Genomic DNA, 17,073 nt, shown 5'->3' on the forward strand with positions numbered 1-17,073 from the left:
GAAGAACATGGCAAAACAGCTGATGATGACACTGCCGGACGAGGCAGCAACCGTGGCACTGGGTGGCCGTCTGGCCCACGCCTGCCAGCAGGCGACCACTGTCTTCCTGCACGGGGCCCTCGGGGCCGGCAAGACCACCCTGACTCGGGGCTGGGTGCAGGGGCTGGGTCATGAGGGCAAGGTCAAGAGCCCGACCTACACCCTGGTGGAGCCCTACGAGCTGGCCGACTGGCAGCTCTATCACTTCGATCTCTATCGGCTGGCCGACCCGGAAGAGCTGGAGTTCATGGGGATCCGCGACTACTTCGGCGCCAACACCCTCTGTCTGGTGGAGTGGCCGGAAAAGGGCGACGGCTGGCTGCCTGCGCCGGATCTTGAGATCACCCTGAGTTATGCAAACGAGCAGCGCGAGGTGCAGATTGACGCCCGCACTGCTATTGGCGAAGCCATTCTGGAACGGTTGTCATCTACGTGCGCTTGATCCTTGTTATTGCCCTCTCCCTGCTGGCCTTACCCTCCTGGGCGAATCAGCTCAAGAGCGTGCGGGTGTGGCCATCGCCGGACAACACCCGGGTGGTGCTCGACATGAGCAGCGCCCCCAATTACAACTACTTCACCTTGACCGGTCCGGACCGGCTGGTGATCGACCTGAAAGGGGCGAGCAACGTCACCAACCTGGCCCGCATCGAGAACAAGAGCGAGCTGGTGCGCAAGATCCGCGAGAGCTCGCCGCTGGAAAAAGGCGGGCTGCGGCTGGTGCTGGATCTGAGTTCAGCCATCAAGCCGGTGGTCTTTCCATTGGCGCCGGCAGGGCCCTATGGCCACCGGCTGGTGATCGACCTGCCCTATGAAGAGAAGGCCTCCGCCACCGCTCAGGCGGCACCGGTGGGCGGCAAGGGCAAGGGAGTGGTGATCGCCATCGACCCAGGCCACGGCGGGGAAGACCCGGGCTCCATCGGCCCGCGTCGCACCTACGAGAAGCGGGTGACCCTGGCGGTCTCCCAGAAACTGGCCACCCTCATCGACCGCGAACCCGGCATGCGCGCAGTGCTGACCCGGCGCAGCGACTACTTCGTCGATCTGAACAAGCGCTCCGAGATTGCCCGCAAGGCCAAGGCCGACCTGCTGGTGTCGGTGCATGCCGACAGCTTCCACAACTCGACCCCGCGCGGCGCCTCCGTCTGGGTGCTGTCGACCAACCGTGCCAACCGCGAGATGGGCAGCTGGCTGGAGAAGCAGGAGAAACAGGGCGAGCTGCTGGGCGGCGTTGGCAAGGTGTTGGCCGAATCCGATCCCAACCCCTACCTGGCGCAGACCTTCCTCGACCTCTCCATGGACAAGTCGCGAGCCGAAGGCTATGACGTCAGCCGCCAGATCCTGCGCTCGCTGGGCCGGGTGGCCCGGTTGCACAAGAAGGCGCCGGAGCACGCTAGCCTGGCGGTGTTGAAGGCGCCGGACATTCCCTCCGTGCTGGTGGAGACGGGCTTTATCTCCAACCACGCCGAAGAGAAGCTGCTGGCGACCTCCAGCTATCAGGATCAACTGGCCCGCGCCATCTTCGAGGGGATCCGCAACTACTACCGGGCTCACCCGACCAAGGGCGCCATGCTCACCGGCAAGGGGCAGGCCAGCAACAAGCAGGCCGCGGTCAGCCGACCCGCCCCTGCCAGCAAGCCGGTCGCCGTCAGCAAACCGGCGGCGCAGCCGGTGGTGACCAACCGGATGCCGGCCACCGAACCGAACCGCAGCAGCGATGGCGGGGCGCCGGTCAGCAGCGTCGGTGGATCCTCGTCCGGCGCCGGGGTGATCAAGCCCTACGTGGTGGCAGCCAAGGAGCCGAGCGTCCCGGTGACCAGCGTGCAGAGCAATGACAAGGCCAACATGCTCCGTCATGTGGTCACCCGCGGGCAGAGCCTCTCCCGGCTTGCCGAGAAATACGGGGTCAGCCAGGCGCGACTGGTGGAGATCAACAAGCTCAAGTCGCGGGACATCCAGATAGGGCAGGTGCTCTATATCCCGCAAAAGTAGCGCTGGATGAGGCGCCGGGCCCGCCCTTGCCTGTGGCAAGGGCTGACCCGGCTAGTCCTCATCGCCCCCGCCGATTACCCGCACCTTCAACCATCAGGAGCCAGCGATGCCGATCCGTTCTTTGTCCCCTGTTCTGGCCAGCCAGACGAGCGCGGGCTGTGATGCGGCGGCGTGGCGCCCAGTCGGGACGGTTGCCACAGCCATCCCGTTCAACCAGCAGGAGTAAGCGATGCCAATCCGTATATTGCCGCCGATTCTGGCCAACCAGATTGCTGCAGGTGAGGTGGTGGAGCGGCCCTCCTCCGTGGTCAAGGAGCTGGTGGAAAACAGCCTGGATGCCGGCGCCGACCGGGTCGAGATCGACATCGACAAGGGCGGTGCCAAGCTTATTCGCATTCGCGACAATGGCGGTGGCGTCGCCAAGGATGAGCTGGTGCTGGCGCTGTCGCGCCACGCCACCTCCAAGGTGGCGACTCTCGACGATCTGGAAGGGATCAACAGCCTGGGGTTTCGCGGCGAGGCGCTCGCCTCCATCAGTTCTGTCTCCCGTCTCACCTTTACCTCCCGCACGGCGGAGCAGTCCGAAGCCTGGCAGGCCCAGGCCGAAGGGCGCGAGATGAGCGTTACCGTCAAGCCGGCGGCCCACCCGGTGGGCACCACGGTGGAGGTGGTGGACCTCTTCTTCAACACCCCGGCCCGGCGCAAGTTCATGCGCAGCGAAAAGACCGAGTTTGCCCACATCGACGAGCTGGTGCGCCGCATCGCGCTCTCCCGCTTCGACGTCACCCTGATCCTGCGCCACAACGGCAAGGTGGTGCGCCAGTACAAGGCCGCCAACACGGTGGCGGAGCAGGAGCGCCGGCTCGCCGCGGTGTGCGGCTCTCCCTTCATGCACCACGCGCTGGCGGTGGAGAGCGAGCACAGCGACGTGCGGCTGTGGGGCTGGCTGGCCACGCCCGCCGGCGCCAGACCGCAGAACGATCTGCAATACACCTATGTCAACGGCCGCATGATGCGCGACAAGCTCATCAACCACGCCATTCGCCAGGCCTATGACGAACTGCTGCCGACCGATCGCTTCGCGGCCTACGTGCTCTACATCGAGCTGGATCCGCGTCAGGTGGACGTCAACGTCCATCCGGCCAAGCACGAGGTGCGTTTTCATCAGGCGCGCCTCATTCACGACTTCATCTTCCAGGCGCTCTTTACCGCCCTGCGCCAGCCAGGGGCGGCAAGCGACGAGAGCGACCAGCCTCTGGCCGAGACCCTGGTCGAGCTGCCGGTCAGTGCCCCCATCGAGTATCCGGGCCAGGCGCCCAGAGCCGAGTGGTATGGCGCCGAGCACAACTACCGTGCCCCGGCCCGGGAAGTGCGGGAAGGAAGTGGCGCCGGGCGACCCGGCAACTACCAGCCGCCCGAGCCCCCGAGTCGGGAGGCGATGCGCGGCATGGGCGCGCTGCTCACCACCCTGCCGACGGTGCAGGACACGCCGCTGGCAGAGACTGAAACCGCGCCTGCCGCCGTGGCGGCCAAGGCGGGGGCGTGGCGGGCCTTGACCCTGGTGGAGCAGGCCTATCTGCTGCTGGAGCGGGACAACCGGCTGGCCCTGCTGTCGCTGGTGCGGGCCGAGCGCCTGCTGCTGCGCCACTGGCTGCTGGAAACCTGGGGCCAGGGGCTGGCGGCCCAGCCGCTGCTGCTGCCGGTCTCCTTCAAGCTGCCGAAAAACCTGGTCGCGCTGGTGGAAACGCAGGAGCGTTTGCTCAAACGGATGGGGCTGGAGTTGAAAAGCGGTGGGCGCGACACCATGATCCTGACTCGGGTGCCGGCGCTGCTGCGCCAGACCGATCTGGTGCGCTTATTACCCGAATTGCTGCAACTGATCGAGAGCGGATCTGACAGTGATGCTGGCCAGCAGGCTGAAGTACTATGCCAATGGCTGGTGGAGCAGGGGATAAGTCGCGAAAAAGTATATGATTTTGCCACGGCCAACCGCTTGCTGACGGAACTTGTTGCCGATTTCAGTGACCAACTGGCAGACGTTCGCATGGTGCGCCCGCTGTCGCTGGCGAGCGTGCTGGCCGAGTTCGCCGATGGCCATTGAGGGAAATGCCCTCTTGAATCCATAAACCAGTTTTTTTGCAGGTGCGCCGCCAAGGGGTGGCGACTATGAAGGGGAGTTTTTCACGTGGCTGACTTGCCGACTGCAATTTTTCTGATGGGGCCGACGGCCTCCGGCAAGACGGATCTCGCCATCGAACTGTGCCAGGCACTGCCCTGCGACATCATCAGCGTGGATTCCGCGCTCATCTATCGCGGCATGGATATCGGCACCGCCAAGCCTACGCCGGCCGAACTGGCGCAGGCGCCGCACCGGCTGATCGACATCCTGGATCCCGCTATGAGCTATTCGGCGGCCGATTTTTGCCGTGATGCGCTGCGGGAGATGAAAGAGATTGCCGAGCGCGGCCGCATTCCGCTGCTGGTGGGCGGCACCATGCTCTATTTCAAGGCGCTGCTGGAGGGACTATCTCCGTTGCCCTCCGCCGACCCCGCCATTCGGGCCGGCATCGAGGAGGAAGCCTCCCGCCTTGGCTGGCAGGCGCTGCACGATGAGCTGGTGCGCATCGACCCGGTGGCCGGGGCCCGTATCCATCCCAATGACCCGCAACGGCTCAGCCGGGCGCTCGAGGTCTACCGCATCAGCGGCAAGACGCTCACCGAGCTGACCCAGGTGCAGGGGGAGGGGTTGCCCTATCGCGTGCTGCAGTTTGCCATCGCGCCGAGCGATCGCGCCGTGCTGCACCAGCGCATCGAGCTGCGCTTTGACAAGATGCTGCAGGGTGGCTTTGAACAGGAGGTCAGGGGCCTCTACCAACGGGGCGATCTCACCCCGGATCTTCCCTCCATCCGCTGCGTGGGATACCGCCAAATGTGGGACTACTTGGCGGGGGAAGTGGAGTATGATGAGATGCGCTATCGCGGAATTGTTGCCACCCGCCAGTTGGCCAAGCGTCAAATGACCTGGTTGCGCGGTTGGTCTGATGTGACCTGGTTGGAATCTGGTGAGTCTGGCAATCTGGCAAGGGTCGTCGCCCGTGCCGGAGTGGCTTGACACTCCTGTATAATCAGGTTGTTATATTGATATCCGGTGTTTAAAAACAACAAACTATAAGGAAAAGAAGATGGCTAAGGGGCAATCTCTCCAAGACCCGTTTTTGAATGCGCTGCGCCGTGAGCGGATTCCTGTTTCTATCTATTTGGTGAACGGCATCAAACTGCAGGGTCAGATCGAATCGTTTGACCAGTTTGTCATTTTGCTGAAGAACACCGTGAGCCAGATGGTCTACAAGCACGCCATCTCCACCGTGGTGCCGGCCCGTGCCGTCAACCATCACCAGCACGCCCAGGGCGCGGCTGGCGAAGAGCAGGGTGAAGCCGAGGCGTGATATCCCGGGACGAGGCGACTCGTCAACCCAGATTCATCATGATTCCTGTCAAGGAGCAAGCGCTTGTTTGACCGTTATGAAGCCGGCGAACAGGCCGTTCTGGTACATGTCAACTTCAGTGATGAGGGTGAGCGGGAGGATCTGGAAGAGCTCAAGATGCTGGTGAGCTCGGCCGGGGTCAATGCGCTGGGGGTGATCACCACCAGCCGCAGTGCGCCCAGCGCCAAATTTTTTGTCGGCAGCGGCAAGGCTGAAGAGATCGCGTCCCAGGTCCAGATGCTGGACGCCGACGTCGTCATCTTCAACCATGCCCTGACCCCTGCCCAGGAGCGCAACCTGGAGCGTCTGTTCCAGTGCCGGGTAGTGGACAGGACCGGCCTGATCCTCGATATCTTCGCTCAGCGTGCCCGTACTCACGAAGGCAAGTTGCAGGTCGAACTGGCCCAGTTGCGCCATCTCTCTACTCGCCTGGTGCGAGGCTGGACCCACCTTGAACGTCAGAAGGGGGGGATCGGTCTGCGCGGCCCGGGTGAAACCCAGCTGGAAACCGACCGCCGCCTGTTGCGTGAACGCATCAAGGCGATTTTGCGCCGGCTCGACAAGGTGGCCAAGCAGCGGGAACAGGGACGTCGTGCCCGCAACCGCAACGAGGTGCCGACCGTTTCTCTGGTGGGTTACACCAACGCCGGAAAGTCCACTTTGTTCAACCAACTTACAGCTGCCAGCGTGTATGCTGCCGACCAATTGTTCGCAACCCTGGATCCGACCCTGCGCAAATTGGTGATCCGGGATGTGGGTGATGTGATTCTGGCGGATACAGTTGGATTTATTCGACACTTGCCCCATGATCTGGTCGCGGCCTTCAAGGCGACGCTGCAGGAGACCCGCGAAGCGGACCTGCTGCTGCACGTGGTGGACTGTGCCGACGAGCAGATGCAGGAAAATATCGAATCGGTGCAGCAGGTGCTGGCCGAGATCGAAGCCGACGACCGGCCCCAGCTGATGATCTGCAACAAGATCGACAAGCTGGGTGAACACCCGGTCGGGCTGGAGCGGGACGAAGAGGGGCGCCCGGTGCGGGTCTGGCTGTCTGCCCAGACCGGCGAGGGGTGTGACGATCTGTTTGTTGTCCTGACCGAGCTGCTGGCCGGCTCCATGGTGCACCACACTCTGCAGTTGCCCCCTTCGGCCGCCAGATTGCGCAGTGCGCTCTATCGCCTCAAGGGCATCGAGCAGGAAGGTTTCAGCGAGGAGGGGGATTTTGTGTTGGAAGTCCGCCTGCAACTGGCTGATTGGAACCGCCTCGTGAAACAAGAAGGTGAGAGTTTACAACGCTTTATCAGGCATTGATTCGTCGATGAGATGAATGTTTGCTGGCTTCATCAACGATTGATGGCCCGATAGAGATGATATCCATCCGCATGTATTAATGGAGACGCTGATGGCTTGGAATGAGCCTGGTAATAACGGCAAAGACCGTGACCCCTGGGGGAACAACGGCAAGAATCAGGGACCCCCTGATCTGGACGAGATGCTGCGCAAGGTGAGCCGCCGTTTTGGTGGTCTGCTGGGAGGCGGCAAATCGGGTGGTGGTGACGTCGGCAAGTTCGGCCTCTCCATCGCGCTGGTGGTGGCGGTAGTGGTGTGGGTCGTCAGCGGCTTCTATACCATTCGCGAAGCCGAGCGTGGCGTGGTGCTGCGCTTTGGCGAGTACTCCCACAACGTGGATCCGGGCCTGCGCTGGAAACCGACCTTCATCGACCGGGTGATCCCGGTGGACGTGGAGTCGGTCCGTTCCCTGCCGGCCTCCGGCTTCATGCTGACCCAGGATGAGAACGTGGTGCGGGTCGAGATGGACGTGCAGTATCGCGTGGTCGATCCCGAGCAGTACCTGTTCAGCGTCACCAACGCCGACGAGAGCCTGAGTCAGGCGACCGACAGCGCCCTGCGCTACGTGGTGGGTCATACCCGGATGGACGACGTGCTGACTACGGGCCGTGAGAAGGTGCGTCAGGAGACCTGGCAGGTGATCGACAGCATCATCGAGCCCTATCACATGGGTCTGCAGATCGTCGACGTCAACTTCCTGCCGGCGCGTCCGCCGGAAGAGGTGAAGGATGCGTTCGATGACGCCATCTCCGCTCAGGAAGATGAACAGCGCTTCATTCGTGAAGCCGAAGCCTATGCCCGTGAAGTGGAGCCGAAGGCCCGCGGCCAGGTCAAGCGTCTGGAGCAGGAGGCTGAGGCCTACAAGTCCCAGATCGTGCTGAAGGCCAAAGGTGAAGTCGCTCGCTTCAACGAGCTGCTGCCCCAGTATCAGGCTGCGCCCGAGCTGACCCGTGATCGTATCTACCTGGAAACCATGGAAGAGCTCTATCAGCAGGCCAACAAGGTGGTGGTCGACATGCCGGCTGGCAACAACAGCATGATCTACCTGCCGCTCGACAAGCTCTCCGGCAAGGCCAACGCGGTGCAACCGGCTCGTCCGGCAGGTGCGCCGGTGGTAGAACAGACCCCGCCGTCCAACGAAGGGGCCAACTCCACGCCGACCCCGCTGCGCAGCGGCGACCGTTTCAGCTCAGGGAGAAACTGATAGATGAAAAAGCTAGCTATTGGTGTCATCGCTGTGGCCGCCATGGTCTGCTTCTCGTCGGTCTTCATCGTCGATGAAGGCCAGAAGGGAATCGTGGTGCAGTTTGGCAAGGTGAAGCGGGTTGAATCCGGCGAGCCGCGCCTGTACGAGCCGGGCCTGCACTTCAAGGTGCCGCTCATCGACCAGGTTCGCAAGATGGATGCCCGTATCCAGACCCTGGAAGGGCAGGCAGATCGCTTCGTCACCTCCGAGAAGAAGGACCTCATCATCGACTCCTACGTGAAGTGGAAGATCGAGGACTTCTCCAAGTACTACCTGGCGACCGGCGGTGGCAACAAGATCCAGGCCGAAGACCTGCTCAAGCGCAAGATCAACAACGGTCTGCGTTCCGAAATTGGTAATCGCACCATCAAGGACATCGTCTCTGGTGAGCGCAGTACCGTGATGGAAGATGCCCTGATGAAGATGGCGCGCTCCTCCGAGCTCGGCATCAAGGTGGTGGATGTGCGTATCAAGCAGATCAACCTGCCGGTGGAAGTCTCCAGCTCCATCTATCAGCGTATGCGTGCCGAGCGGACCGCGGTAGCCCGTGAGCATCGCTCCCAGGGCCGCGAGCAGGCCGAGATCCTGCGTGCCGACATCGACCGCAAGGTGACCGTCATGATCGCCGATGCCGAGAGTAATGCTCGTCAGCTGCGTGGTGAAGGGGATGCCGAGGCCGCCAAGATCTATGCCGACAGCTACAAGAAAGACCCCGAGTTTTTCAGCTTCGTGCGCAGCATGGAGGCTTATCGCAAGAGCTTCGCCGGTGGCAATGACCTGATGGTCCTCAAGCCGGACAGCGAGTTCTTCCGCTACCTCAAGTCGCCGCACGGCAACAAGCAGTAAGCTTGTCGTGATTTGACCCAAGGGCCTGATGATTCAGGCCCTTTTGTTTGCCGGTCATCGGCTGGCAGCGGGAGGGGGGGCGGCGTGCGAAGTGCTGTGGTTGGGGCACATTCAGACGAGAAAGGAGGTTGTATGCTGACATCCATCCTGATGGGGCTGGGATTGCTGCTGCTGTTCGAAGGGCTGGGGCCGCTCTTGATGCCGCGCGCCTGGCAGCAGATGTTGCGACTGCTGAGCGATCAACCGGCCGAGCAGTTGCGCCGCATAGGCGGCTGTCTGGTGGTGGCCGGGGCCGTTATCTTGTGGGCGCTGGCCCGCTAGCTCCTGGTTGAAACGACAGTGGCACGGCTAATTGGACAATAAAAAAGAGACCCTCTGGCCTCTTTTTTATTGTCTACCGGCTGGCATCAGGCGCTGCGTTGCACCGCCATGTGGGCCAGGGTTTCCAGCGCCTGCTTGTGTTGGGAGTCCGGCAGGATGGCGAGGGCCGCGATGGCCTTGTCGGCCTCTTCCCGGGCCCGCATGCGGGAGTACTCCAGCGCGCCGGTACGGTCGAGGATGGCCAGGATCCGGTCGAGGTGCTCCATGCCGTTGCGGTGCTCGATGGCGTCGCGCACCAGCTGGCGCTCTTCCGGGCTACCCACTTCCATGGCATGCAACAGCGGCAGGGTCGGCTTGCCTTCGGCCAGATCGTCGCCCACGTTCTTGCCCATCTCGTCGCTCTGGGAGCAGTAGTCCATCACGTCGTCGATGATCTGGAAGGCGGTGCCCAGATACTTGCCGTAGTCGGTCATCGCCTGCTCGATGGGCGCGGGCTGATGGGTCAGCACGGCGGCGAGACGGGTGGCGGCTTCGAACAGCTTGGCGGTCTTGCAATAGATGACCGTCATGTAGCTCTCTTCGGTGGTATCCGGGTCGTTGCAGTTCATCAGCTGCAGCACTTCCCCTTCGGCGATGGTGTTGGTGGCCTCGGAGAGGATCTCCATCACCCGCAGGTTGGAGAGCTCGCTCATCATCTGGAAGGAGCGGCTGTAGAGGTAGTCACCCACCAGCACGCTGGCGGCGTTGCCGAACATGGCGTTGGCGGTTTCCCGGCCGCGGCGCAGGTCGGATTCGTCGACCACGTCGTCGTGCAGCAGGGTGGAGGTGTGAATGAATTCGATGATGGCAGCCAGTTTCAGGTGATCCTCACCCTCATATCCCAGTGCGCGGGCGGCCATGACGGTCAGCATGGGGCGCATCCGTTTCCCGCCTGCACTGACAATATAGAAACCAAGCTGGTTGATCAGGCTGACATCGGACTGGAGTCGCGCCAGGATCAGTTCATTGACCGCCGTCATGTCGGCGGCACAGAGCGCACGGATAGTCTGTTGGTCCATAAGTCTCGTAACGTGACGGCAGTGATGACTGCGATTTTAGCAATGGCGGGGATTCTACACGATTTCACAATGGGTTACAGTTAAGCGTTTATTCACGGCGGCAGATATGCGCACAAAATAAACTTTTTGCTAAATTGGCCTTGCCTGAGCAAATCGATTTGCGTAGAATGCCCGCCCATTGTTATAGGTTTTTGCGCGTGTCTGGCCTTGAGCAAAAGACACGCCTTTACGGAGTTAATCAAATGTACGCGGTATTCCAAAGCGGCGGAAAACAACACCGTGTGGCCGAAGGTCAAATCGTTCGTCTGGAAAAGCTGAACGTTGAGACTGGCGCTACCATCGACTTCAACGAAGTGCTGATGGTTGCTGCAGGCGACACTTTTAAAGTAGGTGCTCCTTTCGTTGAAGGTGGCAAGGTTGTAGCTGAAGTTGTGGCTCACGGCCGTGGCGAGAAAGTGACTATCGTCAAGTTCCGTCGTCGTAAGCACCACCGTAAGCAAGCGGGCCACCGTCAGTGGTTCACTGAAGTCAAAATCACTGGCATCAGCGCTTAATTAGAGGAGTACGATAGATGGCACACAAAAAAGCTGGCGGTTCATCCCGCAACGGCCGCGATTCAGAAGCTAAACGCCTGGGCGTGAAGCGTTTCGGCGGCGAAACAGTTCTGGCTGGCAGCATCATCGTTCGTCAGCGCGGCACCAAGTTCCACGCTGGTGAGAACGTTGGTCTGGGCAAGGACCACACCCTGTTCGCTACCGCGAACGGCAAGGTGCAGTTCGAAGTCAAAGGTCCGCTGAACCGTAAGTACGTAAGCATCGTTGCTGAGTAATTACGGACCGCAAGGATCCGAAGCCCCGCCAACAGGCGGGGCTTTTGTTTTTCTGATGTAGTTGACGAAAAAACGGCACGCAGCCGACCCTGGCTCTGAAGGGGCGACTGGCAAGATGCGTATCGCCCGCAGGGGTCTGTACCACTATAATGGCGTATCGGTTTTTCGAATTAAGGTGACGGTTACCTATGAAGTTTGTTGATGAAGTCCAGATTCGAGTCGATGCCGGTGACGGTGGTAACGGTTGTGTGAGCTTTCGCCGGGAGAAGTACATTCCGAACGGTGGCCCGGACGGCGGTGACGGCGGTGACGGTGGCGACGTGTATCTGGTTGCCGATGAAAACCTGAACACCCTGATCGACTACCGTTTCGAGCGTTTCCACGCCGCCGAGCGTGGCGAGAATGGCCAGAGCGCCAACTGTACCGGTCGTCGCGGCAAGGACAAGATCCTGCGCGTGCCGGTCGGTACCCGTGCGACCGATGAAGATACCGGCGAACTGCTGGGGGATCTGACCCACCATGAGCAGAAGCTGCTGGTCGCCAAGGGTGGTTTCCACGGTCTTGGCAACACCCGCTTCAAGAGCTCGGTCAACCGTGCGCCGCGCCAGAAGAGCAACGGCACCCCGGGTGAAGTACGTACCCTGAAGCTGGAGCTGCTGCTGCTGGCCGACGTCGGCATGCTTGGCCTGCCCAACGCCGGCAAGTCCACCTTCATCCGTGCCGTCTCTGCGGCCCGCCCGAAAGTGGCTGACTACCCCTTCACCACGCTGGTGCCGAACCTCGGCGTGGTGCGTGGCGAGAACTCCCGCTCCTTCGTCATTGCCGACATTCCGGGTCTGATCGAGGGTGCTGCCGAAGGCGCCGGCCTCGGTATCCGCTTCCTCAAGCACCTCGAGCGCTGCCGCGTGCTGGTCCATCTGGTGGATATCTGCCCGGTGGATGGTTCCGATCCGGCCGAGAATGCCGTGACCATCGTCCGCGAGCTGGAGAAGTACAGCCCGGAGCTGGCGAGCAAGCCACGCTGGCTGGTGTTCAACAAGATGGACCTGATCCTGGAAGAAGAGGCAGGTGAAGTGATGGAGCGCGTGAAGGCCGCCCTGAACCACGAAGGGCCGGTTTACGCCATCACCGCCATCAGCAAGGAAGGGACCAAGAAGGTCTGTTACGACATCCTGGATCTGCTGGATACCATGCCCCGTCAGCTGGCGGAAGATGCCAAGGAAGCCATCGAGAAGGTGGAGTTCAAGTGGGACGACTACCACAAGAACCAGCTGGCCAAGGCCGAAGCGGATGCGCTGGCTGCCTCCAAGGCGTTTGACGAGTCGCTGGATGACGATGACTGGGACGACGAAGACGATGATGGCGTGGAAGTCATCTACGTGCGTGACTGACCCTCATCCTGCGGGTGGGCACAGTGCAGCCACCCGCCGCTGAAAAACCGGAGCCTTGCCAGGCTCCGGTTTTTTTATGGGGATCGACTGGATCACCATATAGATATATTTCTCATGTCACTTATTGCCTGCCAACCGCAACTGATTATACTGCGCTCCTGAATGTAACCTTAACGAAACAATGTGCTAACCATTTGTAATGAATTGATATGCGCATCTGTTTGGGTACATTCTTATGGAAGGTTTGCCTGTAAAAATATTTATGCTTGAAATGATCCATTAAAGGCTTGTTTGTGCATTTTTTTGGAGTATTCTTGCGCCCGTTTTGTCGGGTGAGAGCATGGGTATGCAGGTTCGCCTGGCTAAGGAAAAGTAACATTAAGGCTGTAAACCATGCTGGAAAAGACTCTGCAAGCACCTGCGCTCAATACCCGTCGCAACGTGCTGATGTTCCTGGTCCCGTCACTCATCGGGATCCTGCTGTTCATGACCCCCGTTCTCTATGACGGCAACGTCACCATCCCGGTAGCCGTACTGGCGAAGCTGGTACAGAGGGTGTTTGCCGACTATCTGGTGGCCATGGTCAGCGCCATCATCACCACCACCATGCTGATGACCCTGATCGCCTGGTTGTTCAAGCCGGCGATCCTGGTGAAGCGCCCCTTCCTCAACAGCCTGTTCAACGTCTCTCCCTTCTGGGCCTGCGTGCGGGTGCTTGGCGGTATCTTCGTGCTGCTGACCTTCTTCGAGGCCGGTCCCGAGGTGCTGCGTTCCGGTGCGACCGGTGGTCTGGTGCTGCACGATCTGCTGCCGGTGCTGTTCTCCGTCTTCATCTTCGCCGGCCTGCTGCTGCCGCTGCTGCTCGATTTTGGTCTGCTGGAGTTTGTCGGCACCATGATGACCCGCATCATGCGCCCCGTGTTCCGCCTGCCGGGCCGCTCTGCGGTGGACTGCTTCGCCTCCTGGCTCGGGGATGGCAGCGTCGGCATCCTGCTGACCAGCAAACAGTACGAAGGCAAGTTCTACACCCAGCGGGAAGCCGCCGTCATCGGCACCACCTTCTCTGCCGTTTCCATCACCTTCTGCCTGGTGGTGATCTCCCAGGTGAAGCTGGAGCACATGTTCGTGCCCTTCTACCTGACCGTCTGCCTGGCCGGGGTGGTGGCCGCCATCGTGGTGCCGCGCCTGCCGCCGCTCTCCTGGAAGAAGGATGTCTACAGCGACGGTACCCCCCTGTGCCGCAAGCAGGAGGCGATCCCCCATCAGCACAGCGTGCTGAGCTATGGCTATGAGCGGGCCCTGACCAAGGCCGACAGCATGACGGATCTCGGCGCCGTGGCGCGGGAAGGGGTGAAGAATGCCCTGGACATGGTGTTTGGCGTGCTGCCGGTGGTGATGGCGGTGGGTACCTGTGCCCTGATGCTGGCCGAGCACACCCCCATCTTCAACTGGCTGGGGGCCCCCTTCGTCCCCTTGCTGGAGCTGTTGCAACTGCCGGAGGCGGAAGCCGCTTCCAAGACCATCATGGTGGGCTTCGCCGACATGTTCATCCCGGCGGTGCTGGCCTCCACCATCGAGAGCGAGATGACCCGCTTCGTGATCGCCGCCATGTCGGTCACCCAGCTCATCTATATGTCGGAAGTGGGCGCCCTGCTGCTGGGCAGCAAGATCCCGGTCAAGCTGTGGGAGCTGTTCGTGATCTTCCTGCTGCGCACCCTGATCACCCTGCCGGTCATCGCCGGGGTGGCGCACCTGCTGTTCTGATCTGCCCCGCGTCTGTAAACGGTCAACTTCGGTTGGCCGTTTTTTATGGCCACTATTAGACCAAAGTGAGTCTTTTATGAGGCGTGAATTTACATTAATGTAACAAGCTGAAAAAACACGCCAGCCGAGCAGTAGGCAATACCAACCTATGTGGCCAGGAGTCACCCCATGACCTCACTGCTCAGCTACCGGGCCGGTCCTTGCGATCAGCCGCTGCTTCACCAGACCATAGGCGCCTACCTGCAAGAGGTGGCGGAACGTTTCCCCGAGCGGCCCGCTGTGGTGGTGCGCCACCAGCAGATCCGCTGGAACTACCGGGAATACCTGACCCAGACAGACCGGCTGGCGCTGGGCCTGCTGGCGCTCGGGATCCGGCCAGGGGATCGGGTCGGCATCTGGTCGCCCAACAACATCGAGTGGTGCCTGGTGCAATTCGCTACGGCCCGCATCGGGGCCATCATGGTCTGCATCAACCCCGCCTACCGCAGCCACGAGCTCGCCTTTGCCATCAACAACGTGGGTTGTCGGGCCCTGATCTGCGCCAGCGCGTTCAAGGGTTGCGACTACCTCGCCATGCTGGGCGAGCTGGCCCCCGAGCTGGCGAGCTGTCCGCCAGGCCGCCTGACATCATCCCGGCTGCCAAGCCTGGAGATGGTGATCCGGCTCGGGGAGCAGCAAAGCGCCGGCATGCTCAACTTCCCCGAAGTGCTGGCACTGGGCGACCGGCAGGATCCGGCCTGGCTGGCCCGAGTGGCCGCCACCCTCAAACCCGATGACGCCATCAACATCCAGTTCACCTCGGGCACCACGGGCAACCCCAAGGGGGCTACCCTCAGTCACAGCAACATCCTCAACAACGGCCGCCAGGTGGCGCAAGGCATGGCGTTCAGCGAGCAGGATCGGCTCTGCATCCCGGTGCCGCTCTACCACTGTTTCGGCATGGTGCTCGGCAATCTGGTCTGCATCAGTGTGGGGGCCTGCGCCCTGTTTCCGGCCGAAGCCTTCGATCCGGCGGCCACCCTGCGGATGGTGAGCGAGGAGCGCTGCACCGCCCTGCACGGGGTGCCGACCATGTTCATCGCCGAGCTGGAGCTGGCGGAGTTTGATCAGTTCGATCTCTCCTCCCTGCGCACCGGCATCATGGCCGGTGCCATCTGCCCCGAGCCCTTGATGCGCAAGGTGCAGACCCTGATGCACATGACCGAGGTGACCATCGCCTACGGCCAGACCGAGTGCAGTCCCATCAATCACATGACCGCCATCGACGCGCCGCTGGACAAGCGGGTCACCACGGTCGGCCGCGCCATCGGTCACACCGAGATCAAGCTGGTCGACCCCAGCGGAGAGATAGTGGCCATCGGCGAGCGGGGCGAGATCTGCTGTCGCAGCAACGGGGTGATGCAAGGGTACTGGCAGGATCCGGCCAAGACGGCGGATACCATAGATGAGGAAGGGTGGCTGCACTCGGGGGACATCGGCATCATGGATGAAGAGGGCTATGTACGGATCGTCGGGCGCAGCAAGGAGCTGATCATTCGCGGTGGCGAGAACATCTACCCGCGCGAGATCGAGGAGCGGCTCTACGATCATCCGGCGGTGCAGGATGCAGCCGTGTTCGGGGTCGACAGCGAGCGCTATGGCGAGGAGGTGTGCGCCTGGGTCAAGCTCAGGCCCCGCCAGGAGGCCAGCGAGGAGGAGCTGAAGCAGTTCCTGTCGGCCCGCATCGCCTATTTCAAGGTGCCAAGATACATCCGTTTCGTGGAGGAGTACCCCATGACGGTAACCGGCAAGCTGCAAAAATTCAGGATGCGGGAATTGATGAGCGACGAGCTGGCCCGCCAGCACGCCGAGGCGATGCGCTGAGCGTGGCGACATCGGAAAAAAGGGCCTGCGGGCCCTTTTTTGTCAGCGTCCCAGCGGGTGGGGCTGTGCCGGCTTGCGGGGGCACTGCACCAGCAGGGTATGGGTGGTGAAGGTGCTGCTCTGGGGGAAGCTTGGGCGAAACCCCGTCATCGGATCGGCGGCCCCCATGCTCATCTGATGGGAAGTGAAGGTGCGCTGGCGGCGTTCGGTCTCCTGATAGCCGAGCGGGCAGCTCAGCGTCGCCTGCTGCTGGCACTCCTCCAGTGCGGCGCACTCGATCTGGAAGCGTTGCAGTGCGGGATTGGCTGAAGCGAGTTCGGTGACGGTGGCGGGCGCCGGCAGCAGGGCGCAGCCGGACAGCAAGAGGCTGCCCAGCAGGAAAATTCGGGGTGACATAAGAGAGTGGTGCTCGATGAAACAAGAAAAGGGTGGCTAGCGGCCGGCCGGGGCCATCTGCCTCGTGCCGGCCGCAAAGCGCGGATCAGCGCGGCGTGATGCCCATATCGACCGGACACTGGATGGTCAGAGAGTGCACCGTGTTGGCCATGCGATAGGGTTTGCCAGCCTTGTAGACCTTTTTCTCGTCGTCATAGCTGCCCGCCGTGTACTGGGTGCTGTAGAGGGTCTGCTGACGGCGATCCGTCTCCTGGTAGCCCTGCGGGCAGGTCTGGTTGGCCTGCTGGAAGCAGGCCGTCATGTTGCTGCACTCGATGTAGAAGCCGCGCTGGCTGGCATCGGCCAGGTGCACCGGGGTGACGGTGGGGGCGGGGGGAGACAACAGGGAGCAGCCGGACAGCGTCAGCGCGCCCAGCATGATGAGATGTTTTGACATAGATAACCTGAACAGTGTGGTGTGACAAAGAGTGAGGGGGAGTCTATTGCTCCCCCTTCG

Annotated in this window: 17 protein-coding genes; 14 read left to right on the forward strand and 3 right to left on the reverse strand. The window is 61.7% G+C overall.

Translation table 11 applies throughout. The features are described from left to right. Positions 1-7: 7 nt before the first annotated feature. The 9 genes from tsaE (at position 8) to PG897_RS13550 (ending at position 9,276) form a co-directional block, all read left to right on the forward strand. Entirely contained in the window at positions 8-481 is a 474-nt protein-coding gene (tsaE, locus tag PG897_RS13510; RefSeq protein WP_005304245.1) for a tRNA (adenosine(37)-N6)-threonylcarbamoyltransferase complex ATPase subunit type 1 TsaE, read from the forward strand. Next, a complete protein-coding gene (locus PG897_RS13515; RefSeq protein ID WP_270829106.1) occupies positions 472-2,028 on the forward strand; it encodes an N-acetylmuramoyl-L-alanine amidase in 1,557 nt (518 codons plus the stop codon). Before tsaE ends, PG897_RS13515 begins: the two co-directional genes overlap by 10 nt. Positions 2,029-2,257: 229 nt before the next feature. Further along, positions 2,258-4,129, forward strand: a complete 1,872-nt coding sequence (mutL, locus tag PG897_RS13520; protein WP_117404752.1) for a DNA mismatch repair endonuclease MutL — start codon at positions 2,258-2,260, stop codon at positions 4,127-4,129. A gap of 93 nt (positions 4,130-4,222) precedes the next feature. Next, positions 4,223-5,140, forward strand: a complete 918-nt coding sequence (gene miaA / locus PG897_RS13525) for a tRNA (adenosine(37)-N6)-dimethylallyltransferase MiaA (RefSeq protein WP_095593354.1) — start codon at positions 4,223-4,225, stop codon at positions 5,138-5,140. 70 nt (positions 5,141-5,210) lie between these two features. Further along, entirely contained in the window at positions 5,211-5,474 is a 264-nt protein-coding gene (gene hfq, locus PG897_RS13530) for an RNA chaperone Hfq (protein WP_005304228.1), read from the forward strand. Positions 5,475-5,537: 63 nt separating this feature from the next. Beyond that, positions 5,538-6,824, forward strand: a complete 1,287-nt coding sequence (hflX, locus tag PG897_RS13535; RefSeq protein WP_201881790.1) for a ribosome rescue GTPase HflX — start codon at positions 5,538-5,540, stop codon at positions 6,822-6,824. Positions 6,825-6,915: 91 nt separating this feature from the next. Next, entirely contained in the window at positions 6,916-8,067 is a 1,152-nt protein-coding gene (gene hflK, locus PG897_RS13540) for an FtsH protease activity modulator HflK (protein ID WP_005304223.1), read from the forward strand. Between the two features lie 3 nt (positions 8,068-8,070). Next, complete coding sequence (hflC, locus tag PG897_RS13545; protein ID WP_017763855.1) at positions 8,071-8,955, forward strand: protease modulator HflC; 885 nt, start codon at positions 8,071-8,073, stop codon at positions 8,953-8,955. Positions 8,956-9,087: 132 nt separating this feature from the next. Continuing rightward, positions 9,088-9,276 carry a DUF2065 domain-containing protein gene (locus PG897_RS13550; RefSeq protein ID WP_005304217.1) on the forward strand — a complete coding sequence of 63 codons (189 nt, stop codon included), beginning with the start codon at positions 9,088-9,090 and terminating at the stop codon, positions 9,274-9,276. Between the two features lie 86 nt (positions 9,277-9,362). Here the strand turns inward: PG897_RS13550 and ispB are convergent, their stop codons facing one another. After that, entirely contained in the window at positions 9,363-10,334 is a 972-nt protein-coding gene (gene ispB, locus PG897_RS13555; protein ID WP_270829108.1) for an octaprenyl diphosphate synthase, read from the reverse strand. Positions 10,335-10,576: 242 nt separating this feature from the next. On the opposite strand from ispB, the gene rplU reads away from it, so the two are divergent. The 5 genes from rplU to PG897_RS13580 all read left to right on the forward strand — a co-directional run bounded on the left by rplU (position 10,577) and on the right by PG897_RS13580 (position 16,181). Then, complete coding sequence (gene rplU, locus PG897_RS13560; RefSeq protein ID WP_005304210.1) at positions 10,577-10,888, forward strand: 50S ribosomal protein L21; 312 nt, start codon at positions 10,577-10,579, stop codon at positions 10,886-10,888. A gap of 17 nt (positions 10,889-10,905) precedes the next feature. Next, positions 10,906-11,163: a 50S ribosomal protein L27 gene (gene rpmA, locus PG897_RS13565; protein ID WP_005304202.1), complete on the forward strand. Its 258-nt coding sequence runs from the start codon at positions 10,906-10,908 to the stop codon at positions 11,161-11,163. Between the two features lie 188 nt (positions 11,164-11,351). Then, on the forward strand, positions 11,352-12,554 hold the full coding sequence (gene cgtA / locus PG897_RS13570) for an Obg family GTPase CgtA (protein ID WP_017763857.1): 1,203 nt from the start codon (positions 11,352-11,354) through the stop codon (positions 12,552-12,554). A gap of 393 nt (positions 12,555-12,947) precedes the next feature. Next, positions 12,948-14,318 (forward strand): YjiH family protein, encoded by a 1,371-nt coding sequence (locus PG897_RS13575; protein WP_005304191.1) that lies wholly within the window; start codon positions 12,948-12,950, stop codon positions 14,316-14,318. A gap of 168 nt (positions 14,319-14,486) precedes the next feature. After that, positions 14,487-16,181 carry an AMP-binding protein gene (locus PG897_RS13580; protein WP_270829110.1) on the forward strand — a complete coding sequence of 565 codons (1,695 nt, stop codon included), beginning with the start codon at positions 14,487-14,489 and terminating at the stop codon, positions 16,179-16,181. Positions 16,182-16,223: 42 nt separating this feature from the next. Here PG897_RS13580 and PG897_RS13585 read toward each other — a convergent pair whose 3' ends face one another. Together PG897_RS13585 and PG897_RS13590 are read right to left on the reverse strand one after the other, a co-directional pair. Continuing rightward, positions 16,224-16,577 carry a hypothetical protein gene (locus tag PG897_RS13585; protein WP_017787685.1) on the reverse strand — a complete coding sequence of 118 codons (354 nt, stop codon included), beginning with the start codon at positions 16,575-16,577 and terminating at the stop codon, positions 16,224-16,226. Between the two features lie 85 nt (positions 16,578-16,662). After that, on the reverse strand, positions 16,663-17,013 hold the full coding sequence (locus PG897_RS13590) for a hypothetical protein (protein WP_017787686.1): 351 nt from the start codon (positions 17,011-17,013) through the stop codon (positions 16,663-16,665). Between the last annotated feature and the right edge of the window lie 60 nt (positions 17,014-17,073).

Origin of the sequence: Aeromonas sp. QDB20, assembly GCF_027707805.1 — a bacterium.
Lineage (GTDB): Bacteria > Pseudomonadota > Gammaproteobacteria > Enterobacterales > Aeromonadaceae > Aeromonas > Aeromonas dhakensis.